Annotated in this window: 18 protein-coding genes; 9 read left to right on the top strand and 9 right to left on the bottom strand. The window is 49.9% G+C overall.

Features of this window, described 5'->3' with window-relative positions:
- Nucleotide 1: 1 nt before the first annotated feature.
- Both ubiB and ubiE read right to left on the bottom strand, forming a co-directional pair.
- Nucleotides 2-1,537, bottom strand: a complete 1,536-nt coding sequence (gene ubiB / locus AC2D8L_RS11305; RefSeq protein ID WP_484685585.1) for a 2-polyprenylphenol 6-hydroxylase — start codon at nucleotides 1,535-1,537, stop codon at nucleotides 2-4.
- 9 nt (nucleotides 1,538-1,546) lie between these two features.
- The gene (gene ubiE, locus AC2D8L_RS11300; protein ID WP_484685584.1) at nucleotides 1,547-2,314 is read right to left on the bottom strand and encodes a bifunctional demethylmenaquinone methyltransferase/2-methoxy-6-polyprenyl-1,4-benzoquinol methylase UbiE; all 768 of its coding nucleotides are present in this window, start codon (nucleotides 2,312-2,314) and stop codon (nucleotides 1,547-1,549) included.
- A 157-nt stretch (nucleotides 2,315-2,471) separates the two neighbouring features.
- Here ubiE and mutM point away from each other — a divergent pair, with 157 nt between their 5' ends.
- The 3 genes from mutM to dnaA all read left to right on the top strand — a co-directional run bounded on the left by mutM (nucleotide 2,472) and on the right by dnaA (nucleotide 6,143).
- Nucleotides 2,472-3,353, top strand: coding sequence for a bifunctional DNA-formamidopyrimidine glycosylase/DNA-(apurinic or apyrimidinic site) lyase (gene mutM, locus AC2D8L_RS11295; RefSeq protein ID WP_484686396.1), 882 nt, complete (start codon nucleotides 2,472-2,474; stop codon nucleotides 3,351-3,353).
- Nucleotides 3,354-3,543: 190 nt separating this feature from the next.
- On the top strand, nucleotides 3,544-3,810 hold the full coding sequence (gene rpsT / locus AC2D8L_RS11290) for a 30S ribosomal protein S20 (RefSeq protein WP_484685583.1): 267 nt from the start codon (nucleotides 3,544-3,546) through the stop codon (nucleotides 3,808-3,810).
- An 896-nt stretch (nucleotides 3,811-4,706) separates the two neighbouring features.
- Nucleotides 4,707-6,143, top strand: coding sequence for a chromosomal replication initiator protein DnaA (gene dnaA / locus AC2D8L_RS11285; protein ID WP_484686395.1), 1,437 nt, complete (start codon nucleotides 4,707-4,709; stop codon nucleotides 6,141-6,143).
- Nucleotides 6,144-6,206: 63 nt separating this feature from the next.
- Here the strand turns inward: dnaA and AC2D8L_RS11280 are convergent, their stop codons facing one another.
- The gene (locus tag AC2D8L_RS11280) at nucleotides 6,207-6,401 is read right to left on the bottom strand and encodes a type II toxin-antitoxin system antitoxin (RefSeq protein WP_484685582.1); all 195 of its coding nucleotides are present in this window, start codon (nucleotides 6,399-6,401) and stop codon (nucleotides 6,207-6,209) included.
- Between the two features lie 9 nt (nucleotides 6,402-6,410).
- Complete coding sequence (locus tag AC2D8L_RS11275; protein ID WP_484685581.1) at nucleotides 6,411-7,292, bottom strand: SPFH domain-containing protein; 882 nt, start codon at nucleotides 7,290-7,292, stop codon at nucleotides 6,411-6,413.
- 228 nt (nucleotides 7,293-7,520) lie between these two features.
- Here AC2D8L_RS11275 and dnaN point away from each other — a divergent pair, with 228 nt between their 5' ends.
- From dnaN to gyrB, 3 genes are all read left to right on the top strand, one after another.
- Entirely contained in the window at nucleotides 7,521-8,642 is a 1,122-nt protein-coding gene (gene dnaN / locus AC2D8L_RS11270) for a DNA polymerase III subunit beta (RefSeq protein ID WP_484685580.1), read from the top strand.
- A 20-nt stretch (nucleotides 8,643-8,662) separates the two neighbouring features.
- Entirely contained in the window at nucleotides 8,663-9,802 is a 1,140-nt protein-coding gene (gene recF, locus AC2D8L_RS11265; protein WP_484685579.1) for a DNA replication/repair protein RecF, read from the top strand.
- A gap of 118 nt (nucleotides 9,803-9,920) precedes the next feature.
- Entirely contained in the window at nucleotides 9,921-12,350 is a 2,430-nt protein-coding gene (gyrB, locus tag AC2D8L_RS11260) for a DNA topoisomerase (ATP-hydrolyzing) subunit B (RefSeq protein ID WP_484685578.1), read from the top strand.
- A 446-nt stretch (nucleotides 12,351-12,796) separates the two neighbouring features.
- Here the strand turns inward: gyrB and AC2D8L_RS11255 are convergent, their stop codons facing one another.
- Nucleotides 12,797-13,264, bottom strand: a complete 468-nt coding sequence (locus AC2D8L_RS11255; RefSeq protein WP_484685577.1) for a GNAT family N-acetyltransferase — start codon at nucleotides 13,262-13,264, stop codon at nucleotides 12,797-12,799.
- Between the two features lie 631 nt (nucleotides 13,265-13,895).
- Between AC2D8L_RS11255 and AC2D8L_RS11250 the strand changes: the two genes are divergently transcribed.
- Nucleotides 13,896-15,956 (top strand): transglycosylase domain-containing protein, encoded by a 2,061-nt coding sequence (locus AC2D8L_RS11250; protein ID WP_484685576.1) that lies wholly within the window; start codon nucleotides 13,896-13,898, stop codon nucleotides 15,954-15,956.
- A 2-nt stretch (nucleotides 15,957-15,958) separates the two neighbouring features.
- On the opposite strand, the gene AC2D8L_RS11245 is transcribed toward AC2D8L_RS11250, so the two are convergent.
- From AC2D8L_RS11245 to AC2D8L_RS11230, 4 genes are all read right to left on the bottom strand, one after another.
- On the bottom strand, nucleotides 15,959-16,648 hold the full coding sequence (locus tag AC2D8L_RS11245; RefSeq protein WP_484685575.1) for a DUF1295 domain-containing protein: 690 nt from the start codon (nucleotides 16,646-16,648) through the stop codon (nucleotides 15,959-15,961).
- The gene (locus AC2D8L_RS11240) at nucleotides 16,649-17,194 is read right to left on the bottom strand and encodes a TetR/AcrR family transcriptional regulator (RefSeq protein ID WP_484685574.1); all 546 of its coding nucleotides are present in this window, start codon (nucleotides 17,192-17,194) and stop codon (nucleotides 16,649-16,651) included.
- A 264-nt stretch (nucleotides 17,195-17,458) separates the two neighbouring features.
- Complete coding sequence (locus tag AC2D8L_RS11235; RefSeq protein ID WP_484685573.1) at nucleotides 17,459-18,190, bottom strand: M48 family metallopeptidase; 732 nt, start codon at nucleotides 18,188-18,190, stop codon at nucleotides 17,459-17,461.
- Between the two features lie 165 nt (nucleotides 18,191-18,355).
- On the bottom strand, nucleotides 18,356-18,811 hold the full coding sequence (locus AC2D8L_RS11230; protein WP_484685572.1) for a DUF2852 domain-containing protein: 456 nt from the start codon (nucleotides 18,809-18,811) through the stop codon (nucleotides 18,356-18,358).
- Nucleotides 18,812-18,999: 188 nt separating this feature from the next.
- Here AC2D8L_RS11230 and AC2D8L_RS11225 point away from each other — a divergent pair, with 188 nt between their 5' ends.
- Together AC2D8L_RS11225 and AC2D8L_RS11220 are read left to right on the top strand one after the other, a co-directional pair.
- Nucleotides 19,000-20,337 (top strand): ActS/PrrB/RegB family redox-sensitive histidine kinase, encoded by a 1,338-nt coding sequence (locus AC2D8L_RS11225; RefSeq protein WP_484685571.1) that lies wholly within the window; start codon nucleotides 19,000-19,002, stop codon nucleotides 20,335-20,337.
- Between the two features lie 52 nt (nucleotides 20,338-20,389).
- On the top strand, nucleotides 20,390-20,944 hold the full coding sequence (locus AC2D8L_RS11220; protein WP_484685570.1) for an ActR/PrrA/RegA family redox response regulator transcription factor: 555 nt from the start codon (nucleotides 20,390-20,392) through the stop codon (nucleotides 20,942-20,944).
- The last annotated feature ends 69 nt before the right edge of the window (nucleotides 20,945-21,013 follow it).

The following is a 21,013-nucleotide window of genomic DNA, read 5'->3' as shown; positions in this document are numbered from 1 at the left end:
TTCAAAATAGCGTCTTTATCGCCGCAGCGCCAATAGAAAGCATCAGCACCACAACCAAAACGCCAAACCATCTTTTCATGAAAAATGGTGTTTGCTCTCGCTGTTGTTCGGCTTCATCCAGCAATGTTTCATATCGCTCAATCAGGTCAGGCACTTTTTTCGCAGCACCCCAAAGCGCCAACCCGGTTTCTCGCGCCTCTTCTGCAATGCCAATAGGCCCAAGATTGCGCTTCACCCATTTGCTCACAATAGGTTCGGAAACTTCCCACATGTTCAGTTCCGGGTCCAAAGTCCGCGCGACGCCCTCAACAAGCACCATATTTTTTTGCAACATCACCAACTCAGTGCGGGTTTGCATATCAAACAGCTCAGTCGTGTCCAAAAGCTGGGTCAATACCTTGGCCATCGAAATTTCGCTGGCAGGCCGTCCAACCAATGGTTCGCCAATTGCGCGAAGCGCTTGAGCAAAATCATCAACAGATTGGGTGTTGGGCACATAGCCAATGTCAAAGTGCAATTGGGCAATTCGGTGATAGTCACGGGTGATAAATCCATAAAGGATTTCCGCGAGAAACTTTTGCTCCTGTTTGCCGATACGTCCCATAATGCCAAAATCGACAGCCCGGACATTGCCACTTTTGGGATCAACAAACAGGTTGCCCGGATGCATGTCCGCATGGAAAAACCCATCTCGGATGGCATGGCGCAAAAAGTGCTGCATTAGCTCTTTAGCGACTTTTTTCCGGTCAATCCCAGCCTTCTCAATCGCCTCATGGTCGCGGATTGGAATGCCATTCATCCATGTGGTGGTCATCACGGTACGGCCGGTTTGCGCCCAATGAACGGTGGGGATTTCAAATCCCTCGTCGTCTTTAATATTGTCGGCCAGTTCAGAAATGGCCGCTGCTTCCATGCGCAAATTCATTTCCAACAGCGCGGAACGCTCTAGGGTTGCCACAATATCCTTTGGGCGAAGCCTTTTCGCCTTCGAGCTAAATCGTTCAAAAAAACCAGCGGCTGCTTTCAGCGATTCTAGATCTTTCTTGAACCGGCGCTCCACATCAGGACGTAATAGCTTTACCGCTACCAGTTCCTTGCGACCGTTCGGCTTAGTCATTTGCGCTTGATGGACTTGCGCTATTGAGGCCGCTGCGATTGGGCCGGACAACTCGGTTAGCGTTGCAGCGCTATCGCCCAAGGCTTCTGCCAACATGTCCGGGACTAGTTTTTGGTCAAATGGTGGCATTTTGTCTTGCAGGTTGGACAGATCGCCAGAAGCCGCTGCGCCAACAATGTCTGGGCGGGTCGCCAGCACTTGGCCAAGTTTGACGTAGGTTGGTCCCAGCTTTTGCAAGGCGGCAGAAAGCCGTTCAACCCGACCCGTTTTGCGCACCGAGCGCCGCTCGATCAAACGAGCAAACCAAATTGCATTTGCCGCAGGTCCAGTAATGCCTTGTCCTTCAGTTAGAGACAAAGCGCCTTCCCGCGCCAAAACATATCCAGCCCGCACCAAGCGGAGATAAGCAAAAAGCTTCATAAAACCCGCCTATTTGATTTTCCAGCCAGAATGGATGCAGGCGATATTGCCGGTGAGCGGATGGTGAGTAACCCGGGAAAACGCTGCGCCTTCAATCATCGAACAGAACTGATCAGGTTTTGGGAACTTGCGAATGCTCTCCACCAAATATTGGTAGGGTTGTGCATCGCCGGTGACCACTTCGCCAACCGGCGGAATCACATGGTCAGAAAATAAATCATAGACCTTATCAAGGCCAGGAACATCAACTTCGGAAAACTCGAGAACCATCAATCGACCGCCGCGTTTTAGAACGCGATGTGCTTCACGCAATGCTTTGTCGATTTGCGGTACGTTGCGAATGCCAAATGCAATGGTGTAGGCATCAAATTGGCTGTCTTCGAACGGCAATTCCTCGGCATTTGCCTCAATAAACTCAACCCCATCTTGATAGCGCCAATTTTTTGCCCGTTCTGCACCAACCCGCAACATGTCTGAATTGATGTCTGAGACGGTGATTTGGGCATAACCATGCGAGGCATTTTTGATCCGCTGGGCAATATCACCAGTGCCGCCAGCCATATCGAGCACCGCATAGGGGCGGTTTCCGCTTTTGGGGGGCGCGAGCTTGGCGACAAATGCGTCTTTCCAAACCCGGTGCAAACCACCGCTCATCAAATCATTCATCAAGTCATAGCGATCAGCGACTTTATGAAAGACGTCATTCACCAGCCCCTGTTTTTCTTCCAACGGGACTTCGCGTTCACCAAAGTGGGTTGTTTGTTGCGCTTCGCTCATCTTTTTGGTCACTTATCTATGGACACTTCTTTATTGGCATTTGCAAATCAGCAATGTTGGCGCACCTTATCCCATGCGCTAAATCATTTCCATGGTTGAAGGTGCGACATTAATTACTGGGCTTGTCAGCCTAACGACCACTAAAGGAAATAGAACTTTGCCCGAACTGCCCGAAGTCGAAACGGTCAAAAATGGTCTTGCCCCCTTTATGGATGGCGGCCTGATTTCGCGCGTGACCCTTAATCGCCCAAATTTACGGTTTCCGTTTCCAGATCAATTTCAATCAAAGCTGGAAGGGCAAGTTATCGGTCAACTTCGACGTCGCGCAAAATACCTCATCGTGCCGCTTGCCTCCGGTCAGAATATGCTGGCCCATTTGGGCATGAGCGGCAGTTTTAAAATCAATGCTGAATTGATCGAAGGCGGCAGTCGAAAATACGTGCCACTCGCCGCCCAAAAACATGACCATGTGATTCTAGAAATTGAGCATCCGCAAAAGGGTCGCGTAGACATTATATATAATGACCCACGTCGTTTCGGCTATATGGACCTGTTTGCCGAAGAAGAATCCTGCCCCCATTTCGCGAATATGGGCCCTGAACCTTTAGGCAATCAATTCAGCGCAAAACATCTCGCCCAAAGATTTCAAAACAAGAAGACGCCGATAAAATCCGCGTTGCTGGATCAAAAAAATGTCGCGGGCTTGGGCAATATATATGTTTGCGAGGCTCTATATATGGCGCAGATCGATCCAAAACGGCCCGTCGGTATTCTCGTGGGCAAAAATGGGGATCCTAAAAAGCCGTTGGAATTGCTGGCCGTTGCCATCGTTGACGTCTTGAACCAAGCCATATTGGCAGGCGGGTCGACGTTGAGAGATTTTAAACACGCGGATGGCGAGTTGGGCTATTTTCAGCACAGGTTCAAAACCTATGGGCGAGAGGGTGAATCATGCTTAAAGCCAGACTGTAATGGAACCATTTCGCGCATCACTCAATCGGGTCGCTCCACCTTTTATTGCCCTAACTGCCAACATTAGTTAGGGAGTAGGCGCAAAAGACTCTTCCACAAGGGTTTTGCGGGCAATTTCGCGCTCATTTCCTATTGACCAAAACTAAAGTTCGACCTATAAACCGCCCAACGTAGTTTCTGGCGGCCTTAGGTGCCGCCGCTTTTATTTCACATGATGTCAACGGACATGGATGTGAATAGGCATTAAAGAGGACCACATGGCCAATACTCCATCGGCAAAAAAAGCCGTTCGCAAAATTGAGCGCCGCACCGAAGTGAACAAAACACGTCGTTCGCGCATGCGCACATTTATCCGTAAAGTTGAAGAAGCAATCAGCGCTGGTAACGGCGATGAAGCAAAAACAGCTTTGCAGGCTGCCCAGCCAGAAATCATGCGTGCTGCGCAAAAAGGCATTCTTCATAAGAACAATGCTTCGCGCAAAATCTCACGCCTTTCAAATCGGATTAAAGCGATAAGCGCGTAAGCGGTTTAGCTGGTTCGATTGAAAAGTTTTAAAGCCGCCCTTTATGGGCGGTTTTTTTGTGTTTTAGCGCACATCGTTTGCTGAGCTTGTTCGAATATCTAGTTTGATTGTTGCGAAATTTTTTATGGTCGACTGCCGCGAGTAGGCAAATATTGAACCCTTTGAAACCATTCATAAAATTGACACATCATTGAAACGAGGTGTTAAATAGTATTTGTATTTCAAACGGTTATGGCATTCGCAGGAAGTCGCGATTTTTGCTCCAAACGAGGCAAAGTCGGCTGATCCTTAACAAAAAGTAAATTTTTTTTATTCGCACATTTTTCACTTGAAATTTGAATCATTCAACAAATCCAATCTCTTAAGAAAGCACAGATTCTCGCCAAGCCGCCAACCCAAAACTGAGCACCAGAGTCAAGGGACTTTTTCCATGATTCCCCTGTTGAAACCGCGCTCCCAATAGGTCTAAAATGACCCTGTTGATAAGAGTACTGGCGGCGAACGTTTCTTGAAACAATCGTCGCTTAAATGAAACGGGGGCAATGACTATGAGTGCGACATGGAACGGGCGCGAGCGCCAATTTTATACAAGTTTCCATTCTAGACCTGCACCAAGTCAAAGCTAGCCAGATTTATTGTAAGTTCGGCAGTTAAGTAGACCGACGCGCTCTGCGTCATTCTCAAAGTAAAAGTAGTATAGCACACGCTGAAGTATTTCAGCGGACGCTAGGGGTTTGTCTGATTGAAATGATCAGCTGATCAACGCGCATAAATGCGGTCGTGCGTTGATCAATTAAAAAGAGGCAAAAATGGATCAAACAACAATGCTGGCGCGAGAAAAAAATGATGATGAGAAACATCTGGCTGCGACAGCAAAAAATCGGGGCGTTGAATTTATGGCGAATAACGGGGGCGACCACGCTCAATTGTGGGCACGTGTAAAAAAACGTCTTTGGGCGGGCGTTGGCGAAGATGTCTTTAATTCTTGGTTTGCACGATTAGAATTGGTCGAAATTGACGGCGAACTCGCACATCTCTCTGTCCCCACTCGGTTTCTTTGCTCGTGGATTTTATCAAATTACCAAGACCGAATTATTGAGGCTTTCCAGGGCGAAAATCAGCCCATTCAAACGCTGCAAATTACAGTGCGCGTCAATGGTAAGGTCGAAAGCAAATCAGCTGCTAAACCCGAAGATACCCCAGAAGAACAAAATACACGGCCTTCGGTCTCTGCGACCATCCGAACAGGGGCCAAACATAATGCACGGGTAAAACAGGGCGATGCGTTGTCCGGCTCTGCATTGGACCCCAAACTAACATTTGATACATTTGTGGCTGGTGCTGCCAACGAGATGGCATTGGCTGCGGCAAAGCAAGTTGCGCAAGCCGTGGCGCAAAACACGGTGACCTTTAATCCGGTCTATCTTCACTCGTCTGTTGGGTTGGGCAAGTCTCACCTGCTCAACGCGATTGCTTGGGCAGCTGGCGGTGCGGATAAATCACGTAATGTGGTTTATCTTACAGCCGATCATTTCATGTATCATTTTATCTCAGCGGTTCAGCGCCAATCGGCCATTAGTTTTAAAGAATGGCTGCGCGGTATCGACGTTCTATTGATCGACGACATGCAGTTCCTGCAGGGTAAATCCGTTACCGAATTTGGTCAGGCGCTGAGCGCTCTATTGACCGGTGCGAAACAAGTTGTTGTTGCCGGTGACGCGCCGCCAAGTGGTCTGGACATGCTTGACGAGCGTCTGCGCTCTCGCCTGTCTGGTGGACTTGTTGTGCCGATCCGTTCATTGGACGAAGATTTGCGTCGGGCGATCGTTCAAAAACGCGCCGAACAAGCAATCGCCAAATATCCTGGTCTACATATTCCTCCCCAAGTTTTGGACTATGTCGCCCGCAAAGTCATCTCCCATGGCCGCGACCTTGATGGGTCCGTAAATCGCCTTGTGGCGGCGAACCAACTTACGGGTGAACCAGTAACAGTTGAATTGGCAGAAAAGGCCTTGCACGACTTAATGAGGGCTCGCGATAGCCGTCGTATCAAGATCGATGAAATCCAAATAATGGTCGCCAAACACTTCAAAGTGTCCAAGCCAGATTTGCTATCGTCGCGCCGGTCTCGTTCCGTGGTACGTCCTCGTCAAATCGCAATGTATTTGTCAAAAATGCTGACATCACGGTCATTGCCAGAGATCGGCCGCCGGTTTGGCAATCGTGATCACACAACGGTATTGCACGCTGTGCGTAAGGTCGAACAGCTTATGTCTGAGGACAATGGGTTCGCCCAAGAAGTTGAATTGCTTAAGCGCATGATTGAAGACTGATAACAGCATCCTTCAATGCGTAGATATCTAGCCCCTTTGTCTTCATGACAAAGGGGCTTTTGTTTAATCTTTTTTGGCTTCAACAACTTCGGTGATGGTGCGCTGCACCAACTTAACGCGTCCAGATTTCACCAAGGCATCGCGCAATACATATTCGATCTGCGCGTTTAAACTACGCAGATCGTCATCGGCCCATCGCTGCATCGCATCCATTACTTGAGGTGAAACCCTTAAAGCGAATGCTTTTTTTGACGGCATTTCGATCCCCTAGTAAAGGCTGCCTGTATTGACCACGGGCTGAGCGTCGTGTTGACCGCACAGAACAACCAATAGGTTGGAAACCATCGCTGCCTTGCGTTCATCATCCAATTCCACCACCTCGCGTTCGCTTAGTTGATGAAGCGCCATTTCCACCATGCCAACCGCGCCCTCAACAATCTTTTCACGCGCATCAACAATGGCGCTGGCCTGCTGACGTTGCAACATGGCGGCGGCAATTTCTTGTGCGTAAGCCAAATGGGAAATCCGCGCTTCCACCACTTCAACCCCAGCCTTTTGCAAACGATCCTGAATTTCATGTTGCAGCATTTCTGCCACCTCAGTCGGGTTCGCTCTGAGAGAGACGACGTCATTCTCCTCACTATCCTTCAAATCATAGGCGTATCTACTCGCAAGCGTGCGCACCGCTGCTTCTGATTGAACGGCAACGAAGTCTTTGTAATTATCCACTTCAAAGGTCGCCTCAGCCGTGTCCGTAACGCGCCAAACAACGATTGCAGCGATCTCGATTGGGTTGCCGTTGGCGTCATTGACCTTGTTTTTGCCGCTTTCAAAATTGCGCAGGCGCAACGATACGGGGATACGCGGATGGCAAAACGGGACGATCCACCTCAGACCTTGTTTTTTCAATGTGCCATTATAGGCCCCAAACAACACAATAACGCGAGACTCTTTTGGCTGCACCATCACGAAACCAGCAATAATAATTGCGGAAACGACAACACCCAAAATCAATGGCGGGACAACAAATAGGGGACCACCGTCAGTAACAATGCCATTGACAAAGGCATAAAATGCGCCCGCAACCCAAAGCGCTAACACGCCGATCATTGGATAGCCGGAAATTGACCATGCTTCTTTTTCATTCATTGTAAAACTCCAAAACTGATATCATATTGATATCAATATAGGATCAATGCTTCGCTTTACAAGTCGGCTATTGATAAGATAATGAAATAGCTGGTTCATAATCGCGAATATCGGGCCCTTTTTCCTTGCCTTTTGGTCTGCAAAAGGTCATTTTCCTTGTCCCCGCATTGGGTGTGAGACGTATAAGCTGCACCAAAAGCAGCGAAGAGATACCGGGAGTAGACATCAATGAAAGTTACGCTTGAGAGAAATCACCTTTTGAAATCACTCGGCCATGTGCATCGTGTTGTTGAGCGCCGCACAACCTACCCAATTCTTTCAAATGTTCTGCTCAATGCTAGCGATGGCAGCTTGCAACTACGCGCAACGGATTTGGACATTGAAGTCACCGAATCGGTGCCTGCAATGGTGGGCACGCCCGGCACCACGACAGTGCCCGCCCATACGCTCTATGAAATTGTCCGCAAGCTCTCAGATGGCGCAGAAGTCAATATTGAAGTTGATGGTGCTGGCGAGCAGATGGCCATCACATCGGGTCGTTCAAAGTTTAATTTGACCTGTTTGGGTGCGGACGGGTTCCCGGACTTAAAGTCCGGCGATTTCTCACACAAATTCGCAATTAAATCAGGCGCGCTGCGCCAACTGATCGATTGCACACAGTTCGCCATTTCGAGCGAAGAAACCCGATATTATCTAAACGGCATTTTCTTTCACACCATGGATGATGGTGGAGCCGTGATCATGCGGGCTGTCGCAACAGACGGTCACCGATTGGCCCGCGCTCAAGTTTCAGCGCCTGATGGGTCACAAGGCATGCCTTCGATCATTGTGCCGCGCAAAACAGTTGCTGAAGTGCAAAAGCTCTTGTCTGGCGATGATGAAGATGTGGCCATTGAACTGTCGGAAACCAAAATTCGGATCGAGGTTGGTGGCGTTGTTCTTCTGTCCAAATTGATCGAAGGCACGTTCCCAGATTATGAGCGGGTTATCCCTCAAAACAACGATAAGCGCCTAACCGTCGATACGGGAACTTTCAAACAGGCGGTTGATCGCGTGTCGACCATTGCGTCAGACCGGGGTGGCAAGGCTGTAAAGTTGGCCATTGGCAATGGCCTGTTGGAAATGAGCGTAACAAATCCAGATCACGGCACGGCTCGCGAAGAACTGCCTATCGAATTTGAAGATGATGGATTTGAAATCGGCTTTAATGCCCGTTACCTTTTGGATATTATCGATCAGGTGCGTTCGGAAACAGCGATCTTCATGCTTTCAGATGCAGGATCGCCAACCATCGTTCAATCGGAAAATGACGATGACGCGCTCTATGTTCTGATGCCGATGCGTGTTTAGCGCCAAAGGGGTCGTTGTTCATGGCGGGTATACGCCAAACGCCAAGCCACTTTATTTCCCGGTTGCGGCTTTCAAATTTTCGCAATTATGCCAGTGCTGCTTTGGACCCGAACGACAGCCATGTGGTGCTGACGGGGCCAAATGGCGCGGGGAAAACCAATCTCCTTGAAGCGATTTCACTGCTTGCGCCCGGACGCGGTTTGCGTCGCGCAAGTTTTGATACATTGGCATTGCATAATGGCATTGGCAGTTGGGCGGTGGCGGCGAGCGTAGAAACCGTTTACGGCACGGTTGATTTGGGTACAGGTTTGGAAGCTGAAAGTAATTCTGGTCGCCGGGTAAAGATAAATGGCGCTGCAGCAAAAACCGTCGATCAACTTGGCGAATATTTGCGCATTCTTTGGCTAACGCCGGCTCAAGATGGTCTGTTCACTGGTCCTGCCGCAGATCGTCGCCGGTTTTTTGATCGCTTAGTTTTGGCCCTGATCCCTGGTCACGGGGCTGAGGTTTCCCAATTCGAAAAGGCAATGCGGCAACGCAACAAATTGTTGGACGAAAATGGTGACCCCGCTTGGGCGTCAGCTATTGAAGTACAGATGGCCGCCCATGCGTCCGCGATGCATTTTTCGCGCCTTGATACAATTGCCCATCTCAACGAATTGCTGCGTTTAGAAGGTGATACTGGTTTCCCCTCAGCCCATCTAGAAATTGAGAGCCAAGAAGCAGTTGGCGAATTTCAAACCTCAACAGAACTCGAAGAAGCCTATATTGAGTTATGGCGCCAGAGGCGACATCTCGACCGCGCCGCCGGGCGCACAACCGTCGGGCCCCATCGCACCGATATTTTGATCACCAACACGGACAAGCAAGTGCCCGCGAGCATTTGCTCAACGGGCGAGCAAAAAGCGCTTCTTGTGGGCCTCATAATGGCGCAGGCGCGTCTTGTGAAGCAAATGACAGGTATTTCGCCGCTGCTGTTGCTGGACGAAATTGCGGCCCATTTGGACGCTGATCGACGGGCTTCGCTCTTTTCACTGCTCAATGCGTTGGGCACACAATGTTGGATGACTGGCACAGACCAAATTCTGTTTGACGCTTTAGCCGGAGATGCGCAGTTTTTTCGGGTCGATGAGGCCCTTTTAACCCCCATTAATCCCTGATCTTAGCTGCAATGGGTCTGTTTAGCTGTCCAATTGGTGAAATGAGCGCTGAACGCTTTGGTTTCAGGCAAAAAAAGTCTAGAAATAGGTAAGTTTAATTGAAAATGATTCGGTGCAAATGAGCGACGAAAACACAGTTCCTGAAAATGGCGATTATGGTGCGGATAGCATTAAGGTTCTTAAAGGCCTAGATGCGGTGCGCAAGCGACCTGGCATGTATATTGGCGATACGGACGACGGGTCCGGATTGCATCATATGGTGTACGAAGTTGTCGACAACGCGATTGATGAAGCACTGGCTGGTCATGCAGATTATGTAACGGTCACCATTAATGCAGACGGTTCGGTTTCAGTAACCGATAACGGCCGCGGCATCCCAACTGGTATTCATGAAGAAGAAGGCGTTTCAGCCGCTGAACTGATCATGACCCAGCTGCACGCTGGTGGTAAGTTCGATAGCAACTCCTATAAAGTTTCTGGCGGTTTGCACGGCGTGGGCGTTTCCGTTGTTAACGCGCTTTCGGTTTGGCTTGAAATGGACATTAAGCGCGATGGCGAACATCACCGGATGCGCTTTACCCATGGCGTACCTGATGCGCCGCTGGCCAAAGTCGGCGATTCTGGCGGCGAAAAAGGCACAAAAATCACCTTTATGCCGTCGTCCGAAACCTTCACCATGGTTGAGTTCGACTATGCAACGCTTGAGCATCGATTGCGCGAGCTGGCGTTTTTGAATTCGGGTGTACGTATTATTCTAACGGACAAGCGCCACCCTGAAGAATTGACCCAAGAACTTCACTATGATGGCGGCTTGCAAGAGTTCGTGCGCTACTTGGATAAAGCCAAGCAATCGATGATCGCAGCGCCGATCTATATTACCGCCGAAAAAGACGACATTACTGTAGAATTGGCCTTTTGGTGGAACGATAGCTACCACGAAAATGTCCTATGCTTCACCAACAATATCCCCCAGCGGGATGGCGGCACCCACCTTGCTGGTTTGCGCGGCGGACTAACGCGCCAAGTCATTGGCTATGCGGATAGAAGCGGCATCCTCAAAAAAGAAAAAGTGCAGCCAACCGGCGATGATACTCGCGAAGGCCTAACTTGCGTTCTTTCAGTGAAAGTGCCGGACCCTAAATTCTCATCCCAGACCAAAGACAAGCTTGTTTCGTCCGAAGTCCGGCCAGTTGTTGAATCAGTGGTCAATGAGCGGCTAAACCAGTGGTTTGAAGAACATCCCGCAGAAGCCAAACAAATTGTTTCAAAAGTGGCCGAAGCCGCTGCCGCACGCGAGGCAGCACGCAAGGCACGCGAGCTAACGCGCCGTAAATCATCGCTTGATGTGTCTTATCTCGCTGGCAAACTCAAAGATTGCTCGGAAAAAGACCCCGCCCTTTCAGAACTCTTCCTGGTGGAGGGTGATTCGGCGGGCGGCTCAGCGTCCCAAGGTCGTGATCGTGGCACACAAGCGGTTTTGCCTTTGCGTGGTAAAATCTTGAACGTGGAACGTGCCCGGTTCGATAAAATGCTATCCAGCCAAGAAATTGGCAATTTGGTGATGGCGCTTGGCACCTCAATCGGCCGCGAAGAATTTAACATCGAAAAGCTTCGCTACCACAAAATCATCATCATGACAGATGCGGACGTGGATGGTTCTCACATTCGAACTTTGCTGCTGACCTTCTTTTATCGTCAAATGCCTGAATTGGTGGAACGCGGTCATATCTACATCGCCCAACCCCCACTTTACAAAGTGCGGCGTGGACAGTCAGAACAATATTTGAAAGACGAACGGGCACGCGAAGAATATTTGCTGACCGTTGGGCTTGAAGATTCAGTGCTGACCACTGGCGCAGGCGCTGCTAGGGGCGGCAACGACTTGGCCGAAATCGTTTCGAAATCGCGCGATATGGTGCATATCATCAACGCGCTTAACGCCCGCTACAACCGGCAAATAGTTGAGCAATGCACCATTACCGGGGCTTTAGCCCAAGCCGTATTGGAAGATCCAGCCAAAGCCAACGCAATGGCTCAAGAAGTGGCAGAACGTCTCAATTTGGTTTCAGCAGAAACCGAAAAAGGCTGGACCGGCACGTTTGATGATCAGATCGGCTATAGCTTCGCCCGCATCGTGCGCGGCGTTGAAGAACGCCACACCCTTGATCCGTCATTGATCAATTCGCTAGATGCGCGAAACCTAGAACGACTGGCCACTGATGTGGCTGATGTTTTTGTCGGCGTCGCCAAGTTTGAGCGCAAGGGCAATGGCGAAGAAATTTACGGCCCCTTCTCGCTTTACGAAGCGATCACCAGCTTTGGGCGCAAAGGCATCACCATGCAGCGTTATAAGGGCTTGGGCGAAATGAACCCAGAACAGCTTTGGGAAACAACGCTTGATCCAAATGTGCGCTCGCTCTTGCAAGTGCATATTAAAGAAAGCGACGTTGCTGACGAAACCTTTAGCCGCCTGATGGGTGATCTGGTGGAACCACGCCGCGAGTTCATCCAAAATAACGCCCTAAGCGCCACTAATATCGACGCTTAGTTTTATCTCGCGGGGCGCACCGGATTTTGAATGACGCACTACACACTAGTGTGTCCGTGCTATTCAAAATCCTGCCCCTCCGATGGGACGCGCGAAACGTCGCGCGAATTTTTCGCTGGCGCTGGCACGGGGTGCCGGGGAAGCAAGCTTAGCTTGCTACGGCGGCGTGAAAAAAGTCATCGCGCGGCTCCGCTCAGGGCATGGCCTAACAAGAAGTTGTGCCGCAGTTGGATTTGATTGAAAGTCTTTTTTACATTCCTCGTCGTCCTCGGGCTTGACCCGAGGATCCATACTGCACGTCAATTTTCCGCAACATCTGCGTGGGGCACGGTCGTCCTACAAAGCCGAAAACCATCATGGACCCTCGGGTCAAGCCCGAGGGTGACGAAGGGAGGGAGAGGTCGACTATTTGGAATTCGTAGTCAGCCGGAGCAAGTACACAACAATTACAACGCCCGCACCATCAGCACCGTCGTAAAACCGCTATGCCATTCTTCATCCGGATAAGTGTCCACTTCCTCAAACCCGTGTTTCTTGTAAAACCCACGTGCTTGGGTGTTAAACGTGTCCGTTTCTAGCCGCGCTTCATCATAAGATTTTGAAATTTCTCCGACGGCGAGTGCCAGCAACTTGCCACCCGCGCCTGCGCCTTGGTGGGCGTGCGATACGTGCAATGCTTCTAAAAAATTATCATACCAATGGGCCATCCCGATGACCTGATTGTTGATCTCGGCGACATAAAAGTCAGCCCAATAGTTTGCGACATATTCACGTTGGCGCTCGTCCATTCCCTTGGCGTGCTCTTTGCCTTTTTCAGACAATGCCGGCAGCCATGTATGGTTGAATGTGGAGTTCATCACCTCCAATATTTGATCACTGTCATCTTCCCGTGCGGGTCGAATTTGAACGCTCATATCGAAATTTCTCGTCTGTGGTTGGTGCCTTTTCGGGGAATATAGAGCGCTCAACGACGCGCGCAAGGCCCGATCAAACAATACTTATCCTCACCCAAAACTTTTCCTGTATACTCAAAGCGCTTTCACATTCCACCGGCTGCCGACGGGCAGTGGAACATTATTCTTTGATGTCGTGAAAGTTTGGCTTGGCTGTGATGGTCGCATTGCAGCAGCACATATTGCTTAATTGTCCAGTCCGACACCGAAGGCATCTGTAAGCCGCTTAATGGGAGCTGTTTCTCATTATCATCGAATGGTCAGCCAACCGCTGACTAAACAGCTTTGATGGAGCGCATGCAAAGGGGATAGAAGGGTTCAGCACCCCGGGGCACTTGAGCAATATGGCTTTGGTCAATGGCGCGGGGTCGTTTTGCGCTCCCACCCCACATTCTTTCGCGTTTTGAGCAAAAATCGGCTCCGCGCTCCGAAAACTTAAAATTGGGCGAGTGGCTTGGGCCGCTGGCCGTAAAATCATGTCAAAATTTACGCCACATAAACCGGCCACATTTAAGTTGGATATAGAGCCACCCAAACTATGTGAGCGATGAACTTGGCAAAGCGACCCACCAACAAAAATTCAGACATACGCTTGACCCAGCAAGATCGTGTGGGCGGTGGCAAGAAGAAGCCACGCAGCAGTGCGGCCAAAAAATCTAAGGCAAAGGTCTCCAAAGCAAAGGCCGCGAAGCCAAGAACTGCCGCACGGAAAAAGCCAACCCGCAAAAAACAACAGAAACGTGGTTTTTGGTGGTTGTTTGGCAAACTGTTTTATTGGGGCAGTGTGATGGCTGTTTGGGGCATTATAGCTGTCGCGGGTATTGTTGCTTACTACGGTATGAAATTGCCGGCCGCCGATACCTGGGCCATTCCGGACCGTCCGGCTAACATTCGCATTGTCGCAGCCGATGGCCGTTTGATCTCAAACCGGGGCAAAATGGGCGGCGAAGCCGTCGCCATTCATGAATTGCCACACTATGTCCCCAACGCTGTTTTGGCGATTGAGGACCGGCGCTTTTATGATCACCCGGGTTTCGACCCAATCGGCATTTTGGGTGCCATGCGGATCAACGTGTCCGCTGGCCGCATGCCGCTTTCCGGTCATGGTGGGTCTACCATTACCCAACAGGTGGCAAAAAACTTGTTTCTAACGCCTGATCAAACAGCGGGCCGCAAAATCCAAGAAGTGCTTCTCGCGATTTGGCTGGAGAACAATTATTCCAAAACAGAGATTTTGGAGCTCTATCTCAATCGAATGTATTTTGGTTCTGGGACCTATGGCATCGAAGCCGCCACCCAGCGCTATTTCGGCAAATCTGCCCGCAATCTATCTCTGGGCGAAGCGGCGATTCTTGCTGGTGTGCTCAAAGCCCCTTCGCGGCTGGCGCCGAACAAAAATTCAGATGGTGCCGCTGCACGAGCGCGTCTTGTTTTGAACGCGATGGCACGAGAAGAATTCATCTCGCAAAAAGAGGCTGAAGCAGCTGCCATCGATCCAAACCGTCGTATCCGCACGCGGATAACAGGCACAGAATATTATGTTGCCGATTGGGTAGAAGCCTTGATGGATTCTTATCTGGGTACGGTGACAGAAGACGTTGTGGTGCACACCACTATTGATTGGGAACTGCAAAAAGAAGCAGAGTTTTTGATCAAAGAGGTCATTCGCAAAAATGGCGAAGAACGCAATTTCTCCCAAGGCGCCTTGGTCGCCATGCGCCCAGATGGGGCTGTGCAATCCGTTGTTGGGGGCACTGATTATACAAAAAGCCAATATAACCGTGCAGTGACAGCAAAACGCCAGCCGGGCTCTGCTTTCAAGCCCTTCGTTTATCTAACGGCGGTGGAAAATGGCTATACCCCCAACACCATCGTTGAAGATACGCCCTTCACCTACAAAGGCTGGAGCCCAGAAAATTCGTCTGGCAAGGCCAAAGGGCGCATGCAGTTGCGCGATGCACTGGCCCAGTCTTCAAACCTTGTAGCGGCAAAGCTCGCCATAGAATTGGGGCCTCAAAATGTGGTCAATACCGCCTATAAACTTGGTATCTCTTCAAACCTTCAAGCCTTGCCTTCCATTGCGTTGGGCACGCCTGAAATTTCATTGTTGGAGCTGACCGCCGCCTATGCGCCGTTCTCCAACGGCGGTCAGGGTGTTATTGCCCATGTGATCTCACGCATCGAAACGGCTGACGGCAGATTGCTTTATTCGCACATTCCCGCAGGGCCCGGGCCGGTCATGTCTCAAGATTCAGTCGGCAAAATGAATGATATGCTGTCCCACGCCATCGAAGTCGGCACGGGTCGAAAAGCCGCCTTTGGCAGTTGGCCGCTTGGGGGCAAAACAGGCACGTCGCAGAAAAACCGTGACGCACTTTTTGTTGGATATTCGGCGCGGCTGGTCACCGGCGTTTGGCTCGGGAATGATGATGGCAGCCCCACAGACAAAGTGGGCGGCAGTTCGTTCCCTGTGGAAATTTGGCGCGATTTTATGGAAAAGGCCCACTCCAATTGGGCGGTTGCCCAATTGCCGGGAGGCGACGGCCGATTTGATCGAACGCCGCTGCAGGAAATTGGTCAACAAGCAAACAATCAGCAACAGCCACAGCGCCGATCAATTGGCGATCTCCTGTCGGACATATTCAACCGCTAGCCTTACCAAATGAATGGGATCAACTTCTTTGTGTCGGCCTCATAGGCCTTAAAGGGTTCGCCATAGCGTTCGCGCAAATAAGTGTCCAATTTGGGGATGTTGAAAAACATAAAAAACACCAAAAGCAATAGTGCAACACCATATCCAATAAAGTGGCCAGCAATTATGGCGTATCCCAGCACCCACAAAACATCACCGAAGAAATTGATGTGCATCGACAGACTAAATAGGCCGTTCGTATAGAGTTTGCCTTTGTTTACGGGGTCATTTTTAAAGATATGTCGTTGCCATTCGGATGTTGAATTCAAAATACTTCCAAGCAAAAAGATACCGACGCCGATCCAGTCGACAATGCCCAGAGGGGCGGCATTTGGCAGGGTCAAAATTGCAAACCCAACATAGTAGATCGCATAGGCAATCGGCACGCTAAACACTTCCGCCCACGGCATTTGACGTTTCAAGAACGAAAATTTCATGACCGCCATTCGCACCAAAACGACTAGCGAGAAAATTAGGATGATCCAGCGCCGTTCAGGAGCTTGCTCCAAGAAGGGCCAACCAAAATAGCTTGATATATACTGATCACCGCCGCCAAACATGAGGAAATATGAAACCCCAATAAGTCCAATTTCAAACAGTGTTATCGCGACCTTCTGCGGATGAGATGTTCCCTTTTTTGCATAAAGTTCCATTTACTTGTCCCCATGTGGCAAATTGGCTGTAAAATCAGGCGCACGATCAAAAACCGTTGAGAGATAGATTTCGCCTTCAATTTGTCGCAGAAAGGCACGAGCCGTTTCTTGGCTTGGCGCTTGTTGACCTAGTGCGTCGGCGAGGTTTTTGTAATGTTGGCGAATAGTGCGTTTGAAGGTAGCAGAGCGACTTAAACTGTCGAAAAATAAGGCGAAGTAGCGAGACAGTTCGATCTCATTTTGTCGCGTGAAATCGACAAGAAATGCGCCCAACATTTCGATCAGTGCTGTTTTTTGATCCTCGAATGAGAGCTGGCCAAATGCGTGGTGGTCAAATGCTGAGAAGTTTTGCAAGAAGTAATGCGCTAGGACAGCTTCATACAATGCGTCTTTGGAGGCGAAGTGATGGTAAAGTGCACCCCGAGAGGTTTCCGCAAGTTTCAAGATTTCCTCAACGCCAGTACCATCTACGCCTCTTCTTAAGAAAAGTTGAAACGCGGCAAACATCAGCCGCTGCCTCGCGTTCATTTTTTCCTCAAATTCCATCTTCGTCTTCTCCACCATTTTGTGGTTGTTTTCGCAGCCTCGCCACCCGCATCCACCTCCATCGTCCGCAATCAACAAAATGACAATGGTATAGACCGACCGATCGGTATGTAGAGTTGATCGAAGCGATTGTCAACGACCAAACGGAAGAATTTTGGAGATTAGTTCAATAGATTGGAGCAACGAGGCGTGGAGCGATTAGCGCGCATTAGCCCAGCGTGGTGAGGATGATTGAAACTCTTCGACCAATAATTCGGCAAGCGACTAATGATATGCGAACAATGTTCGCCCATGGGCCTTCAACCAAGCGCGGCCGCGTTCCATATCGGGTAGCGTCCGCCGGACTTGGTCCCAAAAAGCTTGGCTGTGGTTCATTTCAATCAGATGCGCAACTTCATGGGCTGCGACATAATCAAGAACGAACTGGGGGGCCAGAATTAGCCGCCAATTGTAGTTGAGATTGCCTTTGGAGGAACAAGATCCCCAACGGGTAGATTGATCGCGCATGGAAATGGACTTGAATTGAACACCCAATTGCTGTGCGTGAAAAGAAGAACGTTCGCTCAGATCGGATTTGGCTTCGCTTTTCAGCCAATTTTTGGTGCGCCGCCCAATATGGGCAGGATCGCCAGGCATATGTAGAATTTGAAATGCGTCACCTAACTCAACGCTGGGTACGCCGCGCAATTTGCCGGTGCTCTGAATAAGCGTGTCCGTACCCCGTAGTGGAATTGTCATTCCCGCCTCGATGGATTTTGCCGCAACAATATGGTGCTGACGGGCAGCCAGCCAATTGTGTTGGCTTTGCAAAAAGGCTTCTGCATCCTTCCAATTTCCAGATTTTGGCACCGTTAGGACAATGCCATGTCGGCTGTCCAATGTGATCCTATATCGTCGGGCGCGGGGATTCTTGCGAACAGCGATTTCATGAACAACGCCCTCAACCTCGATGCGCGTTTGGTCAGGAATTGGATTGAGAATTTGGTGTAGGATCATGGGGGGATTTTGCGAAATACAACCCATAAACGCAAGGCATAATCAATCATATGCGAGCACAAAAAAGGCACCTGTCTTATGTGAAGACAGATGCCCTTCGGGGGTGTCAGGGGAAACTGACGGGGGAGAAACAGGACCACCGCACCAGTGCGCGGTGGTTAAAGCTTACTCGTCGTCCGCGTCACGCTTTTTCTTTTTAGGCTTTTCGGCCTCTGCCTCATCATCAAAGCTTTTTGTTTTGTGTGCAGATTTAAAGCGATCGAACTCTTCGCGGTCACGTGCCATATGTAGGCTGGTCAAAAACTCTTCGAAGTCAGCGCGTTCTTGCTCAAGACGCATACGCTCTTCTTCAAGGCGACGGATTTCAGCTTCACGATATTCGTCAAAAGCTGCGTTGCCTGTCGCATTGTAACGACCACGACCGCGACCACCACGGCTTTTCATTTTACATTTTTGGTTTTTCATCCACTTTTCTGCCTTTTCGCTAGAGCCACCGTAATGTTCGCCCCACAATATGTAGGCAAGCATTGCAAGGCCAAGCGGCCAGAAGAAAACAAAACCCAAAACCATTAGGGCAATGTTAAGTGGAGACCAATGGGGTTTAATAACTGCTGTGCTCATTTTTTCTTCCTTCATCAACGATACACAATATTTGGTGGCGAACTCCCATGCTTCAAGCGTCAAAAAAATGAAAATTACCTCTTGAAATGCGCAAAAATTGAACCAATCGGGCGCGCATTCGTATAAATATCATAGGAATTATGGGGCCAATTGCGTATTGATGGGCCAAAATTGGTTGAAAATTTACAATGCTGAACAATCTCGCAGCCAAAAATATTGGCTCTCATCACCGTCTTCGCCTGGAAACACTCGTCCGTCTGCGCTGGTTGGCGGTCATTGGTCAATCAGCCGGGGTGCTGGTTGTTGCCTTCGTCTTTAATTACAGCTTGCCTTTGGGCGCGTGCCTAACACTGATCGCCTTATCCGCATGGCTCAATGTCATTTTGCTGATCAGATATCCTGCGAACTTCCGCGTTCGCTCGGTCTATGCCGCCGCGCTGTTGGCCTATGATTCAATTCAATTGGGCGGCCTACTATATTTGACGGGCGGCTTATCCAACCCGTTTTCAATTTTGTTGTTGGCACCAATTTCGGTCTCTGCCACCACATTGAGTTTCAGATGGACAGTTGCCCTAAGTGCATTAGCTGTCATCATTGCGACGATCTTGGGGTTTTTTCACTATGCGTTGCCTTGGGATGCGCAGGTCCCCATCCAGTTCCCTGAATTATATACATTTGGCATTTGGGTTGGCATTGTTTGCGGCGTTGCTTTCATTTCAGCCTATACCAACAGAGTTGCCCACGAAGCCCGGCAGCTTGCAGATGCATTGAGCGCAACCGAACTGGTGCTGGCCCGCGAAACTCATATTACCGCGTTGGATGGATTGGCCGCCGCAGCCGCTCACGAATTGGGCACGCCATTGGCGACAATCGCATTGGCGGGAAAAGAAGCACTATCTGATCTTAATGATCCAGAATCGGTGAAAAAGGATCTCGAACTGATCTCTGAGCAAGCGGCGCGCTGCCGGTCGATTTTGCAAAAATTGCGCAATTTAAATGCGGGGGAAAACCCGTTCAGCGAACTCACTTTGTCGGATTTGCTGGCTGAAGTTGCAGAGCCGCATCGATTTTTCGGCATTGATATTCAACTGAACAAATTGGGCAAGGGTGATGAGCCCAATATTGCACGCAATGCAGGCCTTATATATGGGCTGGGTAATTTCATCGAAAACGCCGTCGACTTTGCAGATCAAAAGGTCACAATTGACCTTGATTGGTCTGCCCAGCAAATTTCGATTAACATTCAAGATGATGGACCTGGTTTTGCCCCGGAGATGCTTTCGCGTTTAGGAGAACCATTTTTGACCACACGACCCAAAGATGAACTGGTGGATCATGATCCAACCGAACCGGGTGGGTTAGGTTTGGGTGTATTTATTGCGAAAACACTGCTTGAACGTGCAGGGGCTAACATCGCGTTTGCCAATTTGACGGCAAAGGGACATGCCTGCGTCAATATACACTGGCCCCGAGAGGTGATTGAAATCCAAAAGTCCGATATGCTCCCGGCTGGGGAGATGAGATGAACTATTGCCGCGCGACAAAGTGCGATTTAGTTTGTGATTGCGAGGTAGATATATGACCAGTGTACAAGAACTGATGGATAAAGATCTGTCTTTGTTGCTCGTTGATGATGACAAGCCATTTTTGACACGGCTTGAACGGGCGATGCAAAAACGCGGATTTGACGTGCGGGTTGCTGACAGCGTTGCTGCTGGCATGGCGCAGGTCAAATCTAATCCGCCCGCCTATGCGGTTGTTGATATGCGGCTGGAAGACGGCAATGGGCTACAGGTAGTTTCGACCCTCAATGAATTGCGTCCAGATGCACGTGCAGTTGTGCTGACAGGGTACGGCAATATTGCCACCGCTGTGACGGCGGTGAAATTGGGTGCTGTGGATTATCTGGCAAAGCCAGCCGACGCGGACGATGTGTTTAAAGCCCTGATGGCGGCGGATGATGAAATAAAGGCCGACCCACCAGAAAACCCAATGTCCGCCGATCGGGTCCGTTGGGAACATATTCAACGGGTTTACGAATTATGCGACCGCAACGTTTCTGAAACGGCGCGGCGTTTGAATATGCACCGCAGAACATTGCAGCGCATTCTGGCAAAACGCGCACCGAGATAATTAAACGGGGCTGCTAAACTTCGCGTGAGCTGAGCAACTGACGGTTTGAGAAAACCCAGCAGCCTGTTA

The sequence above is a fragment of the Maritalea sp. YIW29 genome (assembly GCF_057219265.1).
The sequence above is the reverse complement of the archived record's forward strand: the minus strand, read 5'-3'. Positions and strand labels throughout refer to the sequence as shown.